The sequence below is a fragment of the Xanthomonas sp. MUS 060 genome (genome assembly GCF_000963215.1).
Lineage (GTDB): Bacteria > Pseudomonadota > Gammaproteobacteria > Xanthomonadales > Xanthomonadaceae > Xanthomonas_A.
On sequence record NZ_JZIM01000002.1, the window covers coordinates 167171 to 189408 of the forward strand.

Sequence of the window (22238 nt, forward strand, 5' to 3'; positions counted from 1 at the left end):
AGCGGCGAGGTCTAGAGATAGCGCTCATATTGTGTTCCCTGAAGTTCCAGCTTCAATTGCTCGTTGTTTTAGATAGCGCATGCCCGTCTCGTCGTAGAGATAACTCCCCTGGCCGCGCACGATTCTAGGTCGGTGATCCTCCGTATTCATGGGCGTATACGGCGGCCAATAGCGGCGAGGTCTAGAGATAGCGCTCATATTGTGTTCCCTGAAGTTCCAGCTTCAATTGCTCGTTGTTTTCGATCGTCGACCAGACCGAGGATGTCTCCTTTTTTCCTGTTCCTGGTTCGAGTCTTGCCGCTGAGACATGAAGGAAGGAAAGTAATTTTTCGTGTACAGATTCGGGTTTGGCGAGTAGGTCTTCGTATTCGATTGACAAGATCTCGTGACAAGCAAAGCGAGCATGAAAATTGGCTAGATTGGCAAGGTCATGGTCGATAAACTCTACGAGTTCCCCATGCGGAATGGTCAGTTTGATCTGTTTCCGGAATCTCTGATCGTCACGACCGACGTACCAGACCTGGTCGAGCAGACTTTTCTTGAGCGACACCAGTCGTTCGAGACGGTTGCGTCGATCCAGCAGGATGATTTTTAGATCCCGCAACCCAGCCAGTGTCTCCCAGATATCTGCACCTGCCCACTCTGTGTCGAGATCGCGAAAGAGCACGAAGCCAACAGCTTCCACATATTCGAAATACGGTCGAAATAGATGTCGCTCAAGAATGCGCTCTGCGCTGGTGTCCTGTACGGAATATGGAAGCAAGTGCTGGCCGAACCGATTGAATGCTTCGCCGTGCATCTCGATACATGGATGTGAGCCGAGCAGCGTGCGCAAGAGGTGTGTGCCGGAGCGTGGTGTCGATACGATGGCGAACTTGGTGTACCGCTTCTGTGCGCAGGCGACCTCTTCGCGCAGGCTGCCGCCCAGCCATTTGTTGTGCTCGGCCTGCGCGACCTGTGCGCGCAGGAGTTCCAGCATCGTGGGCGCGCGATCTGCCAGGCCGAGCATGGGTGCCAATACTTCGTCGCCTCGCAGCCCCTGCCGGCTCCAGTTTCTTCCGCCAGCGCGATATTCATGTACGAATTCGGCGATGGCAGAAACCAGATCGTCGTCAATCGCGTGTTTTGCAAGGTCGCTCTGAATGCGCGTGGCGAACTCGCGTTCGCTGTAAGACATCCATGCGGACCATTGGGATGTGAGTATCGGTGCTGTCGTATCCGTCATTTGTGCCGGGTTCGATGTAATGACGTGGAAGCCGAAGCGCTAGGAAACTTTCCCTGCATGGCGTGCGCATGGAGCTGACAGGAATAGACCTCGCAGTAGAATGCGCGGATTGAAAGGATCGTCGACATAGGCCTTCCGCCCGTGTGAAAGCTGATCGTTGCGTATGATCAATGCCTGCCCTCTTCGCAGGGTAAAGCTCAGCGTATACCCGCTATCCGGCTCGGCAAGGCGGGTCAGGTAAGCCACAGCATCGAGCACTCGAGGTTCCACGCGGCGCGAATAGTCCCAGTCCGCAGTCACGTCGATGGTGAAGCCGCCAACGATTCCACCGTCTTCTGCGCTGAGAAATACCGGCCCGATGTGCTCATATTGTCTGTCAAGGCGCGAATCGGTCGATCTGCGTCGGAACACCTTGGGCGCTAGCAGGCACTGAGCGAGTTCTGGGTGATGTCTGGAAAGCGCATGAAATGCCGCCAGGCTATCGAACAGCGTCGATTCGCCACCGCCAAGCGCATGCTGCTTGCAGAGCAGGATCGACGTCTTGATCGTACCAATAGGCAAGTAGGAACCATCGGTATGCAAGGCCGCCCCCGTGGTGCCGTTGAAGACATCGTGTTGACCGCTGGTTAAACCGCCGACCTGGTTGATGCCAGACGTCGACATGCCTTCCATGTGCATGCGGCGGTTGAAATCGGACTGATACATCGGCCCGAGATGATAGAGCGTCGCCATCCGTTCGAAGTCTGATGCATCGAATCGCCATTCGTCCTGGACGATAGCGAACCCATACTTGTCGATATCGCGCATGACGGCCTGTGTGTCGCTCGCATCGAGCACCTGCGCGGACCAACCGTGGAAACGGCTTTGCATGCTCTACCTCTGGCGAAGTAAAATTTTAATCCTGAAATTTTCTGGGAAACGCATGCGACAGAGTTTCATAGGAAAGCCAGGCGATCATCGCCTTTTGACTTCGCAGAACGCATAAAATCTTGCGTTTTTACATCAATAATAATAAAAATGAAATTTTTTTCGTGCAAAAAATTTTCAGTGATTCAGATCAGCAAATTATGGTTGATTGATTTCTCTGTGTTCGACACGAAGAGCGCGATTACACTTTCAGATCGTCGTATTTTGCCAATGAAGCAATGGCTCTTTAGCTTGCACGCACCCTCTATCATGTACGTAAAGAAATCAGCATGCCGTGATGTTCTCCCCATTCCGGTTTGCAGTCCAATTTTCGCGTAAAAATGACGATGGCACCGTTGCTTTTGCTACGGGATGCGGGGTCTTCTCGTTAGGTGGGGGCCGTGTGTTGGTGCTTGCGTGTCGTTCATGATTTGATTACAACGCATCTATGCCCGCGCGGTACAGGGGGCGCAACGACTGGCCCACATCCTTTCCGGAGAGAGACGGATGAATGTCCTGCACCGTCATCGTTTGGTTTTCGTAGTTTCTTCGACCTTGCTCGCGGGTGCCCCAGCGTTGGCCGGGGCACAGCAGGGCACGGCGGCCGCTTCCGCGACGACCTCCACGCTGGATGGCGTTCAGGTCACCGGAACGCGCATCCGCCGCGCCGAAGTGGAGGGCCAGGTGCCCGTGCAGCGTTTGAGTCGCGCCGATATCGAGCGCACCGGCCTGACTTCCATCGGCGACGTGCTGCAGCAACTCACCGCCTCCGGCTCGGCGTTGAATGCCAAGTTCAACTCCTCCGGCAATCAGGGCTTTCCGCCCGATGGCAGTGGCGTCGGTGCTGGTTCGGCGCAGGTGGACCTGCGCCATCTCGGTGCCAAGCGCGTGCTGGTGCTGGTCGATGGCATGCGTTGGGTCAACGAGTCCTCCGCATCCGGAGTGGGCGCGGCGACCGATCTCAATACCATTCCGCTGGCGCTCGTCGAGCGCATCGAGGTGCTGGAGGATGGCGCTTCCTCGCTGTACGGCTCCGACGCGATTGCCGGTGTGGTCAACATCATCACTCGGCGCGATTTCGAGGGTGGGCAGGTGACGCTGAGCGATGGTCTGTACGACAAGGGCGATGGCGCCAACAAGGGCGTGGATCTGGCGTGGGGCCACAGTAACGAACGCGCCAGTGTGTTCCTCGGTGCCAGCGACACCAAGCAGGATCCGATCTATGCACGTGATCGCACGCAGTCCTCGTATCCGGTTCCCGGCACCGGGGTGAGCTTCGGCAGCTCGGCCACACCCGATGGGCGTTTCATCTTCATCGATCCCAATACCGGCGCTCAGCAGGATCTGACGCCCAATCATGGTGTCGCCTTGCCCCGTTACGATGGCAGTCCAGGCTGCGGGCGTCGCGACGATTATCATTGTTTCAGCACCGCCGACCGCTACAACTTCGCTCCGTCCAACCTGCTGCTGACCCCGTCCGAGCGCAAGGGCGTATATGGACAGTTGCGTTTCTTCTTTAACGATCAAGTGCAGGGGTATCTGAAACTGCTAGGCAATCGGCGGACATCGATCAATCAGGCCGCGCCGGAGCCGATGTTTCTGGGGCCAGGCGCCGGCACCGGCAATCCGCTGGCCGATAATGTGTTCGTTTCCGCCGCCAATCCATATAACCCGTTTGGCTTCGCTCTGGACCCGGCGCGCAATCTGATCATGATCGCGCGTCGGCCGGTGGAGGGCGGCATGCGCGTGTTCGAGCAGCGCGTGGACACGCATTACATCGGGACCGGCCTGATCGGTAGTTTTCAAGGCGCTGACCGTACCTGGTTCTGGGATGTCAACGGCACCTACAGCAAGAATCACGCCGAGCAGACCAACCATGGCAGTTACAACATCTACAACATCAACGTGGCGTTGGGCGATCCGGCTGCATGCGTGGCGGTGCCCGGTTGTGTGCCGCTGAATCTCTTCGGCGGTGCTGGCAGTATCACGCCAAGTATGTTGCGCTGGATTCAGCCGGTACTGCACGATCGCAGCCAGAACGTACTGACCCAGTTCACCAGCAACCTCAGTAGCGATCTGTTCCGACTCCCCGCAGGTGCGTTGTCCTTCGCCACCGGGATCGAATATCGCAGATACGAGGGGTGGTATCAGCCCGATCCATTGACCGTGATCGGCCATTACAACGGGGTGCCGTCGTTGCCGACCCAGGGCAGTTACGATGTCAAAGAGGCTTACCTCGAACTGAGCGTGCCGATCTTCGCCGACTCGCCGCTGGGCGATAAACTGGATCTCAGCCTGGCAGGGCGTTATTCGGATTATTCCACCTTCGGTAGCGAATTCACGCCGAAGTACGGCCTGCGCTGGCAGGTGTCGCCGGATTTCGTGCTGCGTACCGGCTATGCCGAAGGCTTCCGTGCCCCTAGCATTGGCGAGTTGTATGGCTCGGCCGCGCGTGCGGACCTGACGCTCTCCGACCCGTGTTCGGTTGGCCTGGGCGGTACCGCGCCGCGCGGCAGTGCGTCCCACTGCGCCGCGCTCGGTGCGCCGGCCGGTTATCAGCAGGCCAATGCGCAGATCTCGGTGACCACCGGCGGCAACCGGGCGCTGAAGCCGGAGAAGGCGCGCAGCTTCAGTGCGGGCTTCGTGTGGAGCCCATGGTTCGCCAGCAGCGTGCCGTGGTCGGACCACTTCGATGTCGATGTCACCTTCTACCGTCATGACATCGATGGCGCGATCCAGGCGATCAATGCGCAATCCCAGCTCGATGCGTGCGTGCAGACGCTCTCGCCAATCTACTGTCAAGGTATCACCCGCGCCGCCACGGGCGTCATCAACGGCTTCAATAACCGTTTGACCAATCTTGGGGCGATCAAGACCGACGGCTGGGATGTGGGCATGTTCTGGAGCTCGCCGGAAACGGCGCGCGGACGCTTCAAGCTGCGCTGGCGGAATACGTTCGTCACCCGCTACGTTGCCACGGGGGCGGCTGGCCAAGTGCAACCGCAACGCCCCGGCGTGGAGGTGGTGGACAGCGCCATCCCGGAGTGGACCAGCACCATGACGCTGGATTGGACGCGTGGACGCTGGAATGCGTCATGGACGCTGCGGCATCTGTCCGCACTGACCGAGCAGTGCGGCGACGCGGTCGCATTTGCAGTGTGCAGTAATCAAGTTGCCGGGACCAACACGCTGGCGGCGATGACCTATCACGACGCGCAGGTGGGCTACCGCTTCGATTGGCTCAAGGGGATGACTGTCAGCGGCGGCGTCAACAATGTGTTCGACAAGAATCCGCCGATCTGTTTGTCGTGTTCGCTCAATGGCTACGACGCCTCGACCTATGCGATTCCCGGCGGTCGTTATCTGTATGCGCGCGTGGATGTGAAGTTTTAGGGCCGTGTCGTGTGCGCAGGCCAGTGCATGATGCAATGGCCTCGATGACGGCACGACGTGCGTGCTGCGTGAGCGGTCAACGCAGCAGCGCTTGCGGCACTTCGACTTCGGTGGTCAGTGCCAGGTGGTCTGAGAAGGCGGCGGGTACGGCGCGATGGGCATTGCAGCGCAGGCCGTCGCTGACCAGGATGTGGTCGATGGCCCGCTGCGGGCGCCAACTGGGGAAGGTGGGCACCACGCAAGTCGGTGGTTGCAGCCGGGTGCGCTGGTACAACAACTGCATTTCCGGGCGGTCGGCGAGGCAGTTGAAATCGCCCATCAAGATGGCGTTGGGATGATCGGCGAGCAGGTCCGCAATGAATGCCAATTGCACCGTGCGCGAGGTTGCGCCCAGCGACAGGTGTGCCACCGCGATCGCCAGGCCCTCGTTGCCGTCGCCGAACTTGGCCAGCAGCACGCCGCGGCCACCGAGGCGGCCTGGCAGGGCATGGCTCTGCACCTCCAGCGGCTCCAGCCGGCTAAGCAGGCCGTTGGCGCTGGACGCCACGCCGCCCACGCGCCGGTTCGGTTGGTGGCTCCAGTAATGGAAACCGGCGCGCTCGGCCAGGTAGTGGGTCTGGTTGGTGAAGCCCGAGCGCAGACTGCCAGGATCGCTTTCCTGCAAGCCGACGATGTCGTGGGCGCTGGCCAATTGCGCGATCGTATCCAGACTGCTGCGCTTGCTCCCGGCCGGCAGCGCATGCGACCAACTGCGAGTCACATAGTCGCTGTAGCGGCGCGTGCTGGAACCGGCCTGGATATTGGCGGTCAGCACGCGCAGGGTGCGAGTGGCGGGAGCGGTCACGTCGCTGTGGCTCGACGCAGTGTGTCTACTTGGACAGCGCCGCACGTTCGCGCGCGATCAATTGATCGGCGATGTGCAGCATGTCGTTGTAGTTTTTGCCTTTGATCAAATATTTGCCATCCACGATCAGCGACGGCGTGCCGGTGATGCCGCTGCGGGTCGCGAATTGCTTGGCGCGATTGGTCTTTGTTGCCACCGCGAAGCTGCTCATGGTGTCGGCGAATTGCTTCGGATCCACGCCGTACTTGGCGTAGAAATTGGCGATGTCCTGCACCGAGTCGCGGCCGCGCTCGCCCTTGAGCGTCGCGTCGACGTGGATGGCCTTGTACAAGGCGTCGTGGGTCTTTTCCTGCACGCCCAACGCTTCGGCGGCGTAGAACGCACGCGCGTAGTCGTCCCAGGTGCCGCCGAACATCGCCGGGACGTAGATGAAGTGCACGTCCGACGGCAGGCCGGCTTTCCATGGGTCGATCAACGGCTGGAAGCCTGCGCAGGCAGGGCACACATAGCCGAAGACTTCGGCGACTTCGACCTTGCCGTTGGTCGGCTGGAACGGTTGGCCGCCCGGGATGTCGATGTAGTCGGTGCCGGCGACCGGCTCCGGACCGTTGGGCTTCTTCGCCGCCGCGGTTGGCGCGGCGGAGGGGGAGGGGGCGCTTTCGGCCGCTGGCGGCGCGCTCGCCTCGGCCGTTGCTGGCGTTGGCGCGGTTTCGGTGGGCGCGGCGGTGGCGGTGCTGTTGTCGCTGGCCGCTGCCGTTGCGGTAGTGGGGGCGACGGTGTCGGTGGTGCCGTCCTTGGCCTTGCAGGCCACCAGAATCGGCAGCAGGGCCATCAGGATCAGGGCGAAGCGGGTCTTCATCGGCGACATCTCCAGCAGGATAGGGGGCATGCGCCGGACCCGCAGCAAACGCGGGCCGGCAGTGCCGCCATGATGCCATGCCGGGGATCGAGGACTGTGGCTGGTTACTTGCCGGCGCGCGCGCCCGCGACAAGGGCGTCGGTGATACGCAGCATGTCTTCGAAGTTCTTGCCCTTGACCAGATACTTGCCGTTGACCACCAGTGCGGGGGTGCCGGCGATGTCGCTGTGGATGGCGAAGTCGCGCGCGGCCTTTACTTGCGCGGCCACTTGCGGGCTTTCGTAGGCGGCGATGAAGTCGTGCGGCTTCACGCCGTAGGCGGCATAGAACGTGGCCAGTTCCTGCGGTGCGACGTTCTGCGTCGGCACGCTGTGCTTGTCGTGGATCGCCTCGAACATGGCGTGGTGGCTGCGGCTCTGCACGCCCAATTGCTGCGCGGCATAGAAGGCGCTGGCGAAGTTGTCCCAGAAACCGCCGAACGCGGCCGGGACCAGGGTCACACGCACATCCTTGCCCTGCTTGGCGCTCCACTCCTCGAACATTGGTTCGAAATGCGCGCAATGCGGGCAGGTGTAGCCGAACAGTTCCACGACTTCGATTTTGCCAGCCAGTGGTGCGAACGGCTTGGGGTCGGCGATCACGGTGTAGTCCTGGCCTTCCACCAGCGCTGCCGGCTTGGGTTGCGCGAAGGCGCTAAGCGGCAGCAGGGCGAGCAGGCACAACAGCAGGTGGAACAGTCGTTTCATGCGATCTCCAATGGGCAAAAACGAACGCCGGTCATCGGGACCGGCGCGAGGCTGGGACGGGGTGGGTGCCGCCAATGGCGGCGCGGTCAGGATTGTTGCGCAGGTGCTCCCTGTTGGGGCATGGACGGTGCAGGTTTGGCCGGCGTGGCGGCGGCATCGTCGGCATGGTCGTGCAGGCCCTGCAGATAGCTGCCGAGCGCTTTGATCTCCTGGTCGGTCAGCGGTTTGGCGACCTGCGCCATGATCTTGAACAGCGTTGGGTCGCGTTCCTGGGTGGTACCGGCCTGGTATTCCTGCAGACGTCGCGCCACGTAGTCGGCGCGTTGACCGGCCAGATGCGGATACGCCGGGCCGGGATTGCCGGCGCCGGTCGGGCCATGGCAAGCCATGCACGCGGGAATGCCGCGTGTGGGGTCGCCACCACGGTACAACTGCTGGCCGACCTCGTAGAACTTCATGCCCGCGTAAGGCCCTTCGGCGATCACCGCATCGTCGGCGATGCCGGCACCGGCCTTTTGCGTGGCGAAGTAGGCACCGATGTCGCGCATATCCTGCGGGCTGAGTGCCTGCACGAACGGCACCATCGCCGCGACTGCGCCACTGGTGCGTTCGCCGTGGGCGATCAGCGCCATTTGCCGCGCGCTGTAGCGTTCCATCTGGCCGGCGATGCGTGGATACATGGCCAGCGAGGGGTTGCCGTCGGGCCCGTGGCAGGCGGCACAGTTGGCGGCCTTGGCCTGGCCAGCCTTGGCATCGCCCCAGGCGACCTTGCCGACGTCGCTTTCCAGCGGCATGGTGCGCACCGGCGCGTTGTCGGGGATAGGCACCACGGCGGTCTGCGCGAACGCGACAGCGGCGGCGATGGAAACGGCTAGACCGGCAAAGGCAAGAACGCGAGCGTGGCGCATTGCTGAAGCTCCGTATGACCCGACCTCGCGGCTGCCGAAGCGGCGACCGCATTCGCGCGATTATCCTCGCGCCCCTGCCCAGTGGTCAACGCAGCCCGCCTTGGCGGGCAGACGTGCGATCCTAGCGGCATGTCGCTGATCCTCGAACGTGCTCACTATCTGCTTTCCGCCCACAACGCCCGCCAGTTGCCCGACGATGATGGCTGGGAAGTGGCATTCGCCGGTCGTTCCAACGCTGGGAAATCCAGCGCGTTGAACGCGCTCACCCGGCAGAACGCGTTGGCCCGTGTCTCCAAGACGCCTGGACGCACCCAGCAACTGGTGTTCTTCCAGGTGCAGCCGGAGCGTTATCTGGTCGATCTTCCTGGCTACGGCTATGCCAAGGTGCCGCAGGAACTGCAGGCGCACTGGCAGTCGTTCATCGATGCGTATTTCCGCACGCGTCAGGCTTTGCGTGGATTGGTGGTGGTGATGGACATCCGGCATCCGCTCAAGGATTACGACCGGCAAATGCTGCGCTATGCCGTGCAACGCGGGTTGCCGGCGCATGCGCTGCTGACCAAGGCCGACAAGCTCGGCCGTGGTCAGCAGGCGCAAGCGTTGCAGCAGGTGCGCAAGGAGCTGCTCATGGCGTTCGGCGATACGGTCGGTGTGCAGACTTTTTCCGGCGCGAGCCGTCAGGGCGTGGACGAGGCGCGTGCCATCGTCGGCGATTGGTTGGGGCTGGAGGCTGCGCCGTCCGTCGCGCCTTGAGCTGCGCGCTCGACCTGCGCGGGCGCTCTGCCCATTGCCGTCTTCAGGTGGTGGATGGCGGGCGAGGTGTCAGGCGATCACCGATAACCTTGCGTATGCCACCGCTGTGCGAGTCGCTGCCCATGCAGTGTGATCGTTGTCGGGCATGGTCAGCGGTGCGGGCATGGCCGAGTGCGCGCGCTAGCCGCGTTCAGACATGTACGCCGAACAGGTGCCCGATCGCGCCAGTGGTCAGCATTGCCAGTGTTCCCCAGAACAGCACGCGTGCCGCGCCGCGCGCGCCTGACGCGCCACCGGCACGAGCGGCCAGCGCGCCGGTCAGCGACAGCCCGGCCAGGGTTGCCGCGCCGGTGACCCAGAGTTGCTGCCCGGTCGGTGCCAGCCAGGCCGCGACGACCGGCAGCGCCGCGCCAGCGCAAAATGCCGCCGCCGAGGCGGCCGAGGCCTGCAATGGGCGGGCGCGCAGGCTTTCGGTGATGCCGAGTTCGTCGCGCGCATGCGCGCCCAGCGCATCGTGTGCGGTCAATTGTTCGGCAACCTGGCGCGCCAGCGCCGGGTCCAGTCCGCGCTGGCGGTAGATCGCGGTGAGCTCTTCCAGTTCGCTTTGCGGATCTTCGTGCAGTTCGCGGCGTTCCTGCGCCAGGTCCGCGTGTTCGGTATCCGCCTGCGACTGCACTGAGACGTACTCGCCAGCGGCCATCGACATCGCGCCAGCGACCAGACCGGCGATGCCGGTGGTCAGCACGGTGGTGGTGGTGGCGCCGCTGCTGGCGACGCCAACCACCAGGCCGGCCACGGAGAGAATGCCGTCGTTGGCACCGAGCACGGCTGCGCGCAGCCAGCCGGCGCGGTCGGAGCGGTGTCGTTCTGAGTGGGCGGGGCGCATTGCGACACCTGTTGCGAAATAGGCAAAGATGGCAGCTTAGCCGAGTCGGTGGCGGGGCTTGTGGCTGCGTCTCACTCTCGACGTCGCCAGCGTGGCGGCCATGGAATACTGCGTTACCGCCCGTCGTGATGTGCGCGATGTCGTCGGCGGTCTACAGTGCCGGCCTTGCGATGGCGGCGGATGACCCCCACATTGCTCCTTCTTTTCGTGCGAGTGCTGCCCTTGTCGAGCCCCAGTCACGTTGCCGAGACACCGATCACCGACCGCGCCGAACTGGTTCAGGTGTTGGCCTCCGGAGAAAAGCACCAGGCGCAGTGGCGCATCGGCACCGAGCATGAGAAATTCGGTTTCCGCCTGGACGATCTACGGCCGCCGACGTTCGACGGCGAGCGCGGGATCGAAGCCTTGCTGCTCGGTCTCACCCGATTCGGCTGGGAGCCGGTGCGCGAAGCCGGACGTACCATCGCCCTGTTGCGCGATGGGGCTTCGGTGACGCTGGAGCCGGCCGGGCAGTTGGAACTGTCCGGCGCGCCGCTGCAGACCATCCACGAGACCTGCGTGGAAGTGGGCAGCCACCTCAACGAGGTCAAGCAGGTGGCCGATCAATTGGGCCTGGGCTTTCTCGGCATGGGCTTCCAGCCGAAATGGCGCCGCGACGACATGCCATGGATGCCCAAGGGCCGCTACAAGATCATGCAGGCGTACATGCCCAAGGTCGGCGGGCTCGGTTTGGACATGATGACCCGCACCTGCACCGTCCAGGTCAACCTGGACTATGCCAGCGAAGCGGACATGATCAAGAAATTCCGTGTTTCGCTCGCGCTGCAGCCGATTGCCACCGCGCTGTTCGCCGATTCGCCATTTACCGAAGGCAAGCCCAACGGCTACCTCAGCTACCGCTCGCACATCTGGACCGATACCGACGCCGGCCGCACCGGCATGCTCGATTTCGTCTTCGAGGATGGCTTCGGTTACGAGCGCTATGTCGATTACCTGCTGGACGTGCCGATGTATTTCTCTTATCGCGACGGCACCTATATCGATGCCAGCGGGCAGAGCTTTCGCGATTTCATGCGCGGCGCGTTGCCGGCGCTACCCGGTGCGTTGCCGACCCTGCGCGATTGGTCCGATCACATGACCACGGCGTTTCCGGAAGTGCGATTGAAGAAATATCTGGAAATGCGCGGCGCCGACGCCGGGCCATGGGGGCGGCTGTGCGCACTGTCGGCGTTCTGGGTCGGACTGCTGTACGACGACGCGGCGCTGGATGCGGCCTGGGACTTGGTCAAGGATTTCAGCCTGAGCGAACGCCACGCCCTGCGCGACGGCGTGCCGCGCCACGCCCTGAAGTTGCCGTTCCGTCATGGCAGCGTGCAGGACCTCGCCACCGAAGCGGTGAAAATCGCCCTGGCTGGATTGCGTCGCCGTGCATGCTTGAATCGCGATGGCCAGGACGAATCACGTTTCCTCGAACCGCTGGTGGAGATCCTGCACGATGGCGAGACCGCCGCCGAGCGCAAGCTGGCGCTGTACCACGGTGCCTGGCAGGGCGATATCGATAGGGTATTCGACGAGTTCGCTTACTGAGGTGGACGCGTCGCCGAGCCAGGCCCTAGCCCTTCCATCGACGGCATCGCGCAATGGAATCGCCACCAGCCCATGCTGCCGATGCACCTGATGTATCGGCGCAGCGACTGGGCCTTCCTGCACAGCATCGCTACGCCGACGTTCTATCTGGTGCGTGGCAGCACCATCCTCGAGACGTTCGCGGGCTGGCCCATCCCGATGGACTGGCCAGGATGAAGGCGGCGTTGCAGCGGGAAAGCGCGGTAGAACACGGCAGTCGGCAAAACGACGTTAGGCGGGTCAGCCGCGTCCGTCTTGTTTGCGGATTCATGTGCTCGCTTGGCAAGGCAGTGTCACGCACACCCGCAAGCCGCCTTCGGGACGATTGTTCAGCTCGATTACACCACCGTGCGCGAGCACCGTGCTGTGCGCCACCGATAGGCCAAGGCCGATGCCGCCGGTGTCGCGGTTGCGCGAGTTTTCACCACGGAAGAACGGCAGAAACAGTTTTTCGCGTTGCGTTGGATCGATGCCGGGACCATCGTCGTCGATCCACAGCACGCACTCGTTGGCTTCGCGCCGCAGGTGCACGCGTGCGCGCTTGCCGTACTTCAAGGCGTTTTGCACCAGGTTCATCACCATGCGCCGCAGTGATAGCGGGTCGCCGTCGAGGGTGATGGCCTGGCCGGCGTGCAGGCTGACGTCGGCGCCGGTGTCGCTGGCATCGTCCACCACGCTTTCTACGAGAAGGCGGAAATCCAGCGGAGAGCGGGGAGTGCGATGGTTATCGTTGTGGATGAAGTTCAGTGCGGCGGAAATCATTGCTTTCATCTCGTCGATGTCGGCCATGGTTTTGTCGCGCAACGGTGGCTGCAGGCTCTCCAGACGGAACGCCAGGCGCGCCAGTGGTGTGCGCAGGTCGTGAGCGATCGCGGCGACCATGTGCGTGCGTTCGTTGATCAGGCGGTTCAGGCGGGCTTGCATCGCGTTGAACGAGTCGGCGGCTTGCACGATCTCGCTGGGACCGCTGCGCTGTAGTGGCTGTGCGTTGGGATTGCGGCCCAGACGGTCGGCGGCTTCGGCAAAGCGTCGGATCGGCGCCGACAGCGCCCGCGAGAACCACCAGGCCAGCGGGAGCATCGCCAACATGCCGGCCAAGAGCAGCATCACCACCTTGGTCTTGAATTCGCTGGAAAAGCGCTGCGGCGGTGACATCACGCTGCGCCAACTGCCATCGGGTTGGTGTAGCGCGGCGGTGAAGCCATCCAGCAGCGGCACCTCTGGGGCGAAGCCATGTTCGCGCCAGCCCACACCACCGCGCATCGTTGCGTCGAAGGCGTTGTTGCGGGTCGTATCCCTGAGCACGGTGCGCGGTGGTGTGGGATCGACCACAACGTGCGAGGAGGGCGTGTCTGCGCTTTGGGCCGATGCTGCAGAGGCGAGTTGCGGTGGTGGCTCCCCCAGCCGGAAGCGCAGGCGGTCGAGGCGACCGTCGCTATTGCGGTAGAACCGTACTTCTTCCTGCTCCACTGCCAGCCAATGCGCTATCAGGCGTTCGGCCATGCGATCGCGGACTTGATCCGGGGCCGGCAATGGCGCGCGCGCAGAGTCCTGGACTTTCAGCGTCTGCGTGCGTGCGGGCATCCGGGTGCTGAGCAGCGCGATCACTTCCGGTGGATGCACCGGCATCTCGTAGACCGGTGTGCGCAAAACCAGGGCGATGCCGATCAGTTGTGCCGCCAGCAACGCCACGATGAGCAACAGAAAGGTGCGTGCGAAAATCGGCAAGCCGCGCTTGGACGCGCTCACAGGCGGGCGACGCTCGGCAACAGCATGTAGCCTTCGTTGCGCACGGTGCGGATCAATTCGGTCTGCACGCGCTCGTTGATCTTGCGGCGTAGACGGCTGATCTGGCTGTCGATGGCGCGATCGTAGACCTCGGTGTCGCGCCCGCGCGCGTAGTCGAGCAATTGATCGCGGCTGAGGACACGTTGCGGGTGTTCGACGAAGGTGCGCAGCAGGGCGAACTCGCCGTCGGAGAGATTGATGAAGATGCCAGTGGGGTCACGCAGATCGCGACGGATCACGTCCAGCCGCCAGCCAGCGAATTCGTAGACGTTGCCGCGCGCTTCCGGCGCCAGCATCGTCGCTTGACTGCGGCGCAGTAGGGCGCGCACGCGCGCCAGCAGTTCGCGTGGATTGCAGGGTTTGGCCAGGTAATCGTCGGCGCCCACTTCCAGGCCGATGATGCGGTCGGTGTCGCTACCCAGTGCGCTGAGCATGATGACGGCGGGTGCGCCGCGCTCGCTGGCGAGTTGGCGCGCTGCGCTGAGCCCGTCTTCGCCGGGCATCATCACGTCCAGAACGATCAGGTCGGGTTGCCGTTCGGCCATCAATTGGCGCATTTGCGCCACTGTCTCGGCGGCCTCTACCTGATAGCCGTGTTCGCTCAGGAACTCGCTGATGAGTCGGCGCAGGTCCGGGTCGTCGTCGACGACCAGGATGAAGGATTTCATGTCCACGATCTTGAGGGAGGGTCATAAGGTATTCGGTCAGTCTAGACGTGGTGACGGCTGTCTGGAACTGGTGCGGCCAGCGTCTGTTCACCGATCTCCGGCCAGGGTATGGTCGTCGGATCATCATAGGTTGCGGCTTCATGGCGGTTTTTGTCTGCTGCCCGCGCGATGCAGGGCAGGCCGGTCGGCACGGTGTGGACAGGGTTCGCCGTTCCTTTTTGCCGATCGTACAGATACTATCTTTAGTATATGTTTCAACGTCCAATCGCATGCCACACACCTGCACGAAAGGACGTGTGTTCTGTTTCCCATCCGCCGTGCGCGCGGGCAGAGCGAGGCAGTGGAGCGGGCGCTGCAAGGTAGTTCGGATTGCGCGCCCTTGCCTCAGCAGATCGCGGCGCTATGCGCTGCGGTTGGCAGTCTGATGGCATCGGTGATGCAGGCGCATGTGCGTGAAGCATTGGGCCATTGGCGTTTACGCAAGCTGTGTCTGTTGGTCCGCTCGTATCTTGCGTCATCCCGTGTCACCGGTCGCATTGCCTCGGTTTTTCAGTCAGGAGAACGCCCATGAAATCCCGTGCCGCCGTTGCCTTCGCAGCAGGTCAGCCGCTGCAGGTCGTGGAGATCGATGTCGCGCCGCCGCGTCAGGGCGAAGTGCTGGTCAGGATCACCCACACCGGCGTTTGTCATACCGATGCGTTCACCCTGTCCGGCGACGATCCGGAAGGGATCTTTCCGGCGGTGCTCGGCCACGAAGGCGGGGGCATCGTCGAAGCGGTGGGCGAGGGAGTGACCAGCGTGAAGGTGGGCGATCACGTGATTCCGCTGTACACGGCCGAGTGTCGCGCGTGCAAGTTTCAGTCAGGAGAACGCCCATGAAATCCCGTGCCGCCGTTGCCTTCGCAGCAGGTCAGCCGCTGCAGGTCGTGGAGATCGATGTCGCGCCGCCGCGTCAGGGCGAAGTGCTGGTCAGGATCACCCACACCGGCGTTTGTCATACCGATGCGTTCACCCTGTCCGGCGACGATCCGGAAGGGATCTTTCCGGCGGTGCTCGGCCACGAAGGCGGGGGCATCGTCGAAGCGGTGGGCGAGGGAGTGACCAGCGTGAAGGTGGGCGATCACGTGANAAAGGCCTGATGCCCGACGGCACCACGCGCTTTTCCTATAACGGCCAGCCGATCCACCACTACATGGGCTGCAGCACTTTTAGCGAATACACGGTGGTGCCGGAGATTTCCCTGGCCGTGGTCGATCCGCAGGCACCGTTGGAGAAGGTGTGTCTGCTCGGATGCGGCGTCACCACCGGGATCGGCGCGGTACACAATACCGCCAAGGTCAAGCCGGGTGATTCGGTGGCGGTGTTCGGACTGGGCGGTATCGGTCTGGCGGTGATCCAGGGCGCGTTGCAGGCAAAGGCGGGGGGCGCATTCTCGCGATCGACACCAATCCGGACAAGTTCGTATTGGCACGGCGCATGGGTGCCACCGACTGCCTCAATCCCAAAGACCATGCCAGTCCGATCCAAGAAGTGATTGTCGCGATGACCGATGGCGGTGTGGATTTCAGTTTCGAGTGCATCGGTAATGTGCAGGTGATGCGCGCGGCCTTGGAGTGCTGTCACAAGGGATGGGGTGAGAGCGTCATCATTGGCGTGGCCGGTGCTGGTCAGGAAATCAGCACGCGTCCGTTTCAGTTGGTGACTGGCCGGGTGTGGCGCGGCAGCGCGTTCGGTGGAGTCAAGGGCCGCACGCAGTTGCCGGGCATGGTCGAGCAGGCAATGCGAGGCGAAATCGACCTGGATCCGTTCATTACCCACACCTTGCCGCTGGATGAGATCAACCAAGCGTTTCATCTGATGCATGCAGGCAAGTCGATCCGTACCGTCATCCATTTCTGATCGACGGTTCGTTGCGTTGCGCGGCGGTGTCGTGCACGCGCCATGTGGCACGCAGGTAGTTTCCAAACACAGGAGTCACTCATGGAGCGCATCGAACACCATGCCTGTCACGGTGGTTGGCAGGACGTCTATCGTCACAATTCCACGGCCCTCGGCTGCACGATGCACATCGCGGTGTATCTGCCGCCGCAGGCAGAGCACGCAGCGTTGCCGGTGTTGTACTGGCTCAGTGGATTGACCTGCACCGAGCAGAATTTCATCATCAAGTGCGGTGCGCAGCGTTATGCCGCCGAGCATGGGGTGATCCTGGTCGCACCCGATACCAGTCCGCGCGGCGATGACGTCGCCGATGCCGATGGCTATGACTTGGGCATCGGTGCAGGCTTCTATGTCAACGCCACGCGCGCGCCGTGGGCCACGCATTACCGCATGTACGACTACGTGGTGGAGGAATTGCCGGCGTTGGTCGAAGCGCAGTTTCCGCACAATGGTCGCCGTGCGATCAGCGGCCATTCGATGGGAGGGCATGGCGCACTGGTGGTCGCGCTGAAGAATCCAGGTCGCTTCCGCAGCGTGTCGGCGTTCGCGCCGATCGTTGCGCCGACGCAAGTGCCGTGGGGTGAGAAAGCCTTTACCGCATATTTGGGCGAGGATCGCACGCAGTGGTCGGCGTATGACGCCAGCGCACTGATCCGCACGGCCCGCGAGCATCTGCCGATGCTGATCGACCAGGGCGGTGACGATGCGTTCCTGGAGGCGCAACTGCGGCCGCAGTTACTGCAGGATGCGGCCGATGCCGCTGGCTATCCGTTGACCTTGCGCTTGCAGCCCGGTTACGACCACAGTTACTACTTCGTCGCCAGCTTCATCGGCGAGCACATCGCCTTCCACGCGCGCGCGCTGCGCGACTGAGCGCAGCGAGGGGTACGTCGGCTGGTTTTTGGTGTGTGGTCAGCCTTGGGTGGGTGCAGGCAAATCGCCATGCTCGGACATCGACTGTGCGGCTGCGTCACGCGCGTCGTGCGTGAGAGTGACGTGCTCTTTCAGCGCACGTCGTGCAGTTCCCAGAAGCTGCCGGCAAGCAAGCGCATGCGCTGCCTCAGGATGTCGCCGGGGATGCTGGTCGTGACGGACAGGTCGATGCGCAGGTCATTCTGCCTGCCGGTGACGCGTGCATTGGGATCGGTGATGGCCTGGGCTGGATCCACCTCGTCCGGATCTGGCTGCAATGCGTGCCAGCGCTCACACCAGCCTGGGTCGCGCAGCGCGGTTTGCAACTGTTCGGCGAAGGCATCGGCGCCATGTGCGTTGAAACTCAGCGACGGCTGGCTGCCGCGCGCACGGGAGGGATCGGGCAGGCTGATCGAATAGGTGACGGTCATAAATGTTTTTCCGTGATGCAAGGCGATGCAGCCTAGCAGAGCAAGACTACCATCCGGCACGCAGTGCGGCCGCCTCGTCGCTAGCGCAACCGTCGCGCTACAGCCCATCGACGATCTTATATCGACGCTGGATAGGCACATGGCAGTGGTCAGCCCGGTAGACAATGCGCGTTGTCGGATGTTGCTAATGGCCTGGAAGTGAGTGTTCGCGCACGCTTTATACTGTGCCGACCTAACACTATTGCCGTTCGTGCATGAGATCAGATGTTCTTTTCATAGCTCAATCTGCGGACATCTTGTTAGCGTCGTGTAAGACAGCGAATGGCTGTTTCCATAAGGAAAATTCCGATGCACAACATCAAGATGGTCGCGGGTGTCCCGCGGAAGACACGCCGTCCCTTGCAGACACTGCTCGCACTGGCGTGTATGGCCGCCGTGCCACTGGTTATGGCTGGACCGAACAAGGTCTATGGGAGCCATTACGCCTGGGTCAACGATTTCGGCGATCCGAACCACGGCATGCAAGGCACGTTTGGTAGCGGCACCACGCCGGAATTGAATGTGTCCTTCAACTACTCTAACAATAATCTGTACGGTTATCCGGCGATCCTGCGTGGCTACCACTACGGCTGGAATCCGGCCGGCGATAACTTGTTCCCGGCCCAGGTGTCCTCGTTGACATCGATCCCGGTCCAGTTTTCTTACACTGCTGGTGGCACTGACCTGCACGGCGACTTCGCCTACGACATGTTCTTCCGCCACGACGCAAACAAGGACGTGCCACAGCTGGAATTGATGATCTGGGCGGGGAATAACTCTTATCCGATAGGCCAGCCCACCGCCACCAACGTGATTACTGCTGGTGGCTATACCTTCGACTTGTGGGAAGGAGATAACAGCGCCGCCGGCTATTACGTGTACACCTTCATCCCGCACGGCACTGCCGGCCAAGCCAATCTGCCGACCAGCGGTAGCCTCAATGTTGACGTGAAGCAATTCCTAAATTGGTTGCAGGCTAATCGTAGTCAGGATGGTCGCTACAGCGATTCGCTGTATCTGCATGTGGTTGAAACTGGCTTCGAAGTGGTGCGCGGCAAAGGTTGGATCGATATCACGGCGAACATCGATGCGAAGACTGGCGGTTCCACTGGCGGCGGTGGCTCCACGGGTGGTGGCGGCTCGACTGGCGGTGGTGGCTCCACGGGTGGCGGCGGTTCCACTGGCGGCGGTGGCTCCACAGGTGGCGGCGGTTCCACTGGCGGTGGTGGCTCCACAGGTGGCGGCGGTTCCACTGGCGGTGGCGGTTCCACGGGTGGCGGCGGCTCGACTGGCGGTGGTGGCTCCACGGGTGGCGGCGGTTCCACTGGCGGTGGTGGCTCCACGGGTGGCGGTGGTTCCACCGGCGGCCCGAGCTTCAGCACGCGTACCATTGTCGACAGCGACTGGCATGTCGGCTATTGCGAGCGCGTGCAGGTGACCAATACCGGTACTAGCGCAGGCAACTGGGCAATCAGCCAGCCGATCAGCGGCAGGATCAACAACCTATGGAATGCGATTTGGACGCAGTCCGGCAGCACGCTCAACGCTGCGGGTATGGATTGGAACAAGACTCTGGCGCCTGGTGCCATGGCCGAGTTCGGCTTCTGCGCCAGCCGTTGAGATCAAGAGGTCTGAATAACCCAGCAAAGCACTATCGGGCTGGGTTGTTCAAACGATGAGGGTATGCCTGGATGACCGTTCTCGGTCGTCCAGGCATATTTCTTTGCAATCCGCTGCATCACCCAGGTTGCAAGGGCGTTCCCGCATCCGTGCAACCTTCAAGGCACGATCAGCTTATGGCACGATCAGTTGCACGCTGTCGAAGACGACAGCCGGGCCGAGAAAGCCATTGTCCGGCGAGCCGGAAACTGTATCGATGTCCAGCCAATTGAGGCCGGCCTGCAAGGCCGTGGCCGGGATGTCGACAAGGTACACGGTGTTGTTACCGCGATAGGTGCCGCGGGTAATGCCGCGGCTGTCTGGTTGATTGGGGCGCGCTGGCACCGGGCCAGTCCATTGGCTGTTCACGCTCACTTGCGGGCGCGCACCGGCTTGTGTCAGTGGGACGAACATCCGCAAGCGATAGTCGCGGACTTGGTCGGCGCCGAGGACGAACTCAATGCGCGTGGGCGTGTTGACGCCGTGCCATTGCACCGCCGGAAAATCCTCAAGCGCGCTGGTTCCCACGCGGTAGGTCAGCGGCCCCCAAGGCGCCATGGCCTGGTCGGAGGGATGCATCGTGGGCAACAGGCTGGCATTGCGGAAACCGCCGGGAGTGCCGTCGGGCACGCCGATCTGCCACTGTACCTGGCCCTGCAGCGGCACCGCTTGCAATGCGGTCTGCGTGGTGGTGCCGGCATCGACTTCGAGCGTGTCCTGCGCAACCTCGAGTTCGTTTTGGTAGAGCGTGATGCGATAGTGTCCAGGAAGCACGCTGGCGATCTGGAATTGTCCTGTCGAGTCCGCGCTTGCCCAGTACTGCGCCTGGTCGTTGCTCAGGCCGACGACGGCCGGTTGCCCGTTCGCTACGCCCGAGACCTGACCGGATACCGCGCCGCGGCCGGTGTTGTCCACGAAGCCTTTTAGTTTCAGCCTCGCATCGACGAAGCTGAGATCGGTCGCCGCGTCCGGCGCTGGGCCACCGTCGGTGAACAGCAGGGCATACACGCCATGCAGACCGCCGCGATAGGACTCGGTCTGGGTGTGATTGGAAAACATGTAGTTGTACAACTCGTGGGTGACCACGGTCTTTTGCGTGGCGATGTCTTTGAAGAATGGGCCGCCGGAGCTGTATTCGCGGTTCCCCATCCACATGCGAACGGCCACGTTCGTGCCGCTCACGCCATGGATGCTGTCGTCGATTGCACGCCGCGCAGAATAGAACTTGGAGCTGGTGCGGCCGTCGGGAAGCAAAAACACGTCCTTGGCTTCAATCGCGGTACCGACGTTGGAGTCCGGTTCGCGGTCGGCGTTCGGCAGCAGGTCGACATTGAGCCGTGTGACGAAGCGCAATTCGCCGATGGGCAGCAAGGTGGGCGCATAGGTAGCCATGTAAATCGCATTGCGGCCTTTGTGCGCCATGTAGTAATGGGTCAGATCGCCGGCCTGAGCCGAGATGACGATGGTGTCGCCCACGGTGCGCGCCACCACGGTCGCTGTGCCGAGTCCTGAGGCCATCTGCGAGCCTTTGGGCTCGGTACTCTGCAACTCGGTGCCGCGATAGCGCATCGACACCAAGTCGCCATTGCTGTCATCCACGCTGAACACCAGATTGGCGCCGCTATCGACGATGAAGCGCCCGCCGCTGTGGCTGAGGCCGAAGGTTCCATTCTGGGCCACAGCAGGCAGTGCGCCGCCCACTGCGAGACAAAACAAGATCAGGGAAAAAACGGTGCGCACGCAGGCATTTCTCATGGGATGTGGGTCTTTAATTAATCTACAAAATCAGGTGTGGATATCACCTTGACATCGATATGTTTCGCTTCAGGTACAAGTCGCCACGCGGTCCATGCTCTGTTTCCTGCCGTGTCGACGCTGACGCTGGCCGGCTCTGCACTGCATCGCGACGCGGGATCTGTTATGCAACTGTATTGAAGCCAGAGAGACGCCGCGATGAGCGAAATCACCCCGCAGGCTGTCGTGGATTTCTGGCGTAGTGCTGGCCGTGAGCGCTGGTTCGCCGTCAACGAATCCTTCGACGCCAATGTCCGCCAACACTTGCTGGACACCCACCATGCCGCCGCGCGCGGCGAATATGCGGGGTGGATGGGCGATGCCGAAGGTGCACTGGCGCTGTTGCTGTTGCTCGATCAAGTGCCGCGCAACGTGTTCCGTGGCAGTGCGCATGCTTACGCCACCGACGGACTGGCCTGCTATTACGCGCATCAGGCGTTGGTGGACGGGTTCGATCGGCAGACGGATGCGACGTTGCGGATGTTTTTTTATCTGCCTTACACGCATGCCGAGGATGTCGCGTTGCAACGCCAGGCGGTGGAATTGTTCAGCGCGCTTGCCGATGCCCAGGCGTTGCAATGGGCGGTGATGCACGAGGATGTGATCCAGCGTTTCGGTCGTTTTCCGCATCGCAATGCGGCGTTGGGACGGCAAGCCACGCAGGAGGAGAACGATTTTCTGCAGGTCGACGCGGGCATTGGCTGAGCGGCCAAATGCGTCTGCGCACCGAAGGCAATCATCGTGCGCCATCCCATCCACTGCGCCGTGGCGATGCACACGGTGCATCGGCGCGGCGCAGTGGATGGATCGGTGTATGCGTGGCTGCACGAGCGCATGATCTTGCGCCTGCCCGTTGCGCTGAT

18 protein-coding genes and 4 pseudogenes are annotated in these 22238 nt (G+C 62.3%); 11 read left to right on the top strand and 11 right to left on the bottom strand.

What is annotated here, in order from left to right; genetic code table 11:
• Positions 1–181: 181 nt before the first annotated feature.
• Positions 182–1225, bottom strand: a complete 1044-nt coding sequence (locus tag XANALMUS060_RS03850; RefSeq protein ID WP_045737227.1) for a sulfotransferase — start codon at positions 1223–1225, stop codon at positions 182–184.
• A 39-nt stretch (positions 1226–1264) separates the two neighbouring features.
• Complete coding sequence (locus XANALMUS060_RS03855) at positions 1265–2095, bottom strand: TauD/TfdA family dioxygenase (RefSeq protein WP_152640379.1); 831 nt, start codon at positions 2093–2095, stop codon at positions 1265–1267.
• Between the two features lie 543 nt (positions 2096–2638).
• Here XANALMUS060_RS03855 and XANALMUS060_RS03860 point away from each other — a divergent pair.
• The gene (locus XANALMUS060_RS03860; RefSeq protein WP_045737228.1) at positions 2639–5524 is read left to right on the top strand and encodes a TonB-dependent receptor; all 2886 of its coding nucleotides are present in this window, start codon (positions 2639–2641) and stop codon (positions 5522–5524) included.
• A 76-nt stretch (positions 5525–5600) separates the two neighbouring features.
• On the opposite strand, the gene XANALMUS060_RS03865 is transcribed toward XANALMUS060_RS03860, so the two are convergent.
• From XANALMUS060_RS03865 to XANALMUS060_RS03880, 4 genes are all read right to left on the bottom strand, one after another.
• The gene (locus XANALMUS060_RS03865) at positions 5601–6368 is read right to left on the bottom strand and encodes an endonuclease/exonuclease/phosphatase family protein (protein ID WP_045737229.1); all 768 of its coding nucleotides are present in this window, start codon (positions 6366–6368) and stop codon (positions 5601–5603) included.
• A 25-nt stretch (positions 6369–6393) separates the two neighbouring features.
• On the bottom strand, positions 6394–7227 hold the full coding sequence (locus XANALMUS060_RS03870; RefSeq protein WP_045737364.1) for a thiol:disulfide interchange protein DsbA/DsbL: 834 nt from the start codon (positions 7225–7227) through the stop codon (positions 6394–6396).
• A 104-nt stretch (positions 7228–7331) separates the two neighbouring features.
• Positions 7332–7973, bottom strand: coding sequence for a thiol:disulfide interchange protein DsbA/DsbL (locus XANALMUS060_RS03875; RefSeq protein WP_045737230.1), 642 nt, complete (start codon positions 7971–7973; stop codon positions 7332–7334).
• Positions 7974–8059: 86 nt separating this feature from the next.
• Positions 8060–8881, bottom strand: coding sequence for a c-type cytochrome (locus XANALMUS060_RS03880; RefSeq protein WP_045727069.1), 822 nt, complete (start codon positions 8879–8881; stop codon positions 8060–8062).
• A 129-nt stretch (positions 8882–9010) separates the two neighbouring features.
• On the opposite strand from XANALMUS060_RS03880, the gene yihA reads away from it, so the two are divergent.
• Positions 9011–9634 carry a ribosome biogenesis GTP-binding protein YihA/YsxC gene (gene yihA, locus XANALMUS060_RS03885; protein WP_045737231.1) on the top strand — a complete coding sequence of 208 codons (624 nt, stop codon included), beginning with the start codon at positions 9011–9013 and terminating at the stop codon, positions 9632–9634.
• Between the two features lie 190 nt (positions 9635–9824).
• Here yihA and XANALMUS060_RS03890 read toward each other — a convergent pair whose 3' ends face one another.
• Positions 9825–10520 (bottom strand): VIT family protein, encoded by a 696-nt coding sequence (locus XANALMUS060_RS03890; RefSeq protein ID WP_045737232.1) that lies wholly within the window; start codon positions 10518–10520, stop codon positions 9825–9827.
• A 222-nt stretch (positions 10521–10742) separates the two neighbouring features.
• Between XANALMUS060_RS03890 and XANALMUS060_RS03895 the strand changes: the two genes are divergently transcribed.
• Together XANALMUS060_RS03895 and XANALMUS060_RS18230 are read left to right on the top strand one after the other, a co-directional pair.
• The gene (locus tag XANALMUS060_RS03895) at positions 10743–12107 is read left to right on the top strand and encodes a glutamate--cysteine ligase (protein ID WP_045737365.1); all 1365 of its coding nucleotides are present in this window, start codon (positions 10743–10745) and stop codon (positions 12105–12107) included.
• 18 nt (positions 12108–12125) lie between these two features.
• Positions 12126–12370: pseudogene (locus tag XANALMUS060_RS18230) on the top strand (hypothetical protein); the annotation flags it as partial.
• 43 nt (positions 12371–12413) lie between these two features.
• Here XANALMUS060_RS18230 and XANALMUS060_RS03900 read toward each other — a convergent pair.
• Both XANALMUS060_RS03900 and XANALMUS060_RS03905 read right to left on the bottom strand, forming a co-directional pair.
• Positions 12414–13895 carry an ATP-binding protein gene (locus XANALMUS060_RS03900; protein ID WP_045737233.1) on the bottom strand — a complete coding sequence of 494 codons (1482 nt, stop codon included), beginning with the start codon at positions 13893–13895 and terminating at the stop codon, positions 12414–12416.
• Entirely contained in the window at positions 13892–14608 is a 717-nt protein-coding gene (locus XANALMUS060_RS03905; RefSeq protein ID WP_045737234.1) for a response regulator, read from the bottom strand. Before XANALMUS060_RS03905 ends, XANALMUS060_RS03900 begins: the two co-directional genes overlap by 4 nt.
• Here XANALMUS060_RS03905 and XANALMUS060_RS18235 point away from each other — a divergent pair.
• The 4 genes and pseudogenes from XANALMUS060_RS18235 to fghA all read left to right on the top strand — a co-directional run bounded on the left by XANALMUS060_RS18235 (position 14601) and on the right by fghA (position 17413).
• Positions 14601–15173: a metal-sensing transcriptional repressor gene (locus XANALMUS060_RS18235; protein WP_082064897.1), complete on the top strand. Its 573-nt coding sequence runs from the start codon at positions 14601–14603 to the stop codon at positions 15171–15173. The two genes, XANALMUS060_RS03905 and XANALMUS060_RS18235, sit on opposite strands and share 8 nt — an antisense overlap.
• Positions 15170–15460: pseudogene (locus tag XANALMUS060_RS03910) on the top strand (alcohol dehydrogenase catalytic domain-containing protein); the annotation flags it as partial. The gene XANALMUS060_RS18235 and the pseudogene XANALMUS060_RS03910, both read left to right, overlap by 4 nt.
• 17 nt (positions 15461–15477) lie before the next feature.
• Positions 15478–16501, top strand: a pseudogene (locus XANALMUS060_RS03915) (S-(hydroxymethyl)glutathione dehydrogenase/class III alcohol dehydrogenase).
• 81 nt (positions 16502–16582) lie between these two features.
• A complete protein-coding gene (gene fghA / locus XANALMUS060_RS03920; RefSeq protein WP_045737236.1) occupies positions 16583–17413 on the top strand; it encodes an S-formylglutathione hydrolase in 831 nt (276 codons plus the stop codon).
• A gap of 131 nt (positions 17414–17544) precedes the next feature.
• On the opposite strand, the gene XANALMUS060_RS03925 is transcribed toward fghA, so the two are convergent.
• Entirely contained in the window at positions 17545–17883 is a 339-nt protein-coding gene (locus XANALMUS060_RS03925) for a hypothetical protein (RefSeq protein ID WP_045737237.1), read from the bottom strand.
• Between the two features lie 426 nt (positions 17884–18309).
• On the opposite strand from XANALMUS060_RS03925, the pseudogene XANALMUS060_RS22980 reads away from it, so the two are divergent.
• Both XANALMUS060_RS22980 and XANALMUS060_RS22985 read left to right on the top strand, forming a co-directional pair.
• Positions 18310–19017, top strand: a pseudogene (locus tag XANALMUS060_RS22980) (cellulase); the annotation flags it as partial.
• A gap of 294 nt (positions 19018–19311) precedes the next feature.
• On the top strand, positions 19312–19542 hold the full coding sequence (locus XANALMUS060_RS22985) for a cellulose binding domain-containing protein (RefSeq protein ID WP_200894006.1): 231 nt from the start codon (positions 19312–19314) through the stop codon (positions 19540–19542).
• A 174-nt stretch (positions 19543–19716) separates the two neighbouring features.
• Here XANALMUS060_RS22985 and XANALMUS060_RS03935 read toward each other — a convergent pair whose 3' ends face one another.
• On the bottom strand, positions 19717–21336 hold the full coding sequence (locus tag XANALMUS060_RS03935; RefSeq protein WP_045737238.1) for a rhamnogalacturonan lyase B N-terminal domain-containing protein: 1620 nt from the start codon (positions 21334–21336) through the stop codon (positions 19717–19719).
• Between the two features lie 198 nt (positions 21337–21534).
• Between XANALMUS060_RS03935 and XANALMUS060_RS03940 the strand changes: the two genes are divergently transcribed.
• Positions 21535–22080: a DUF924 family protein gene (locus XANALMUS060_RS03940; RefSeq protein WP_045737239.1), complete on the top strand. Its 546-nt coding sequence runs from the start codon at positions 21535–21537 to the stop codon at positions 22078–22080.
• Positions 22081–22238: the final 158 nt, after the last annotated feature.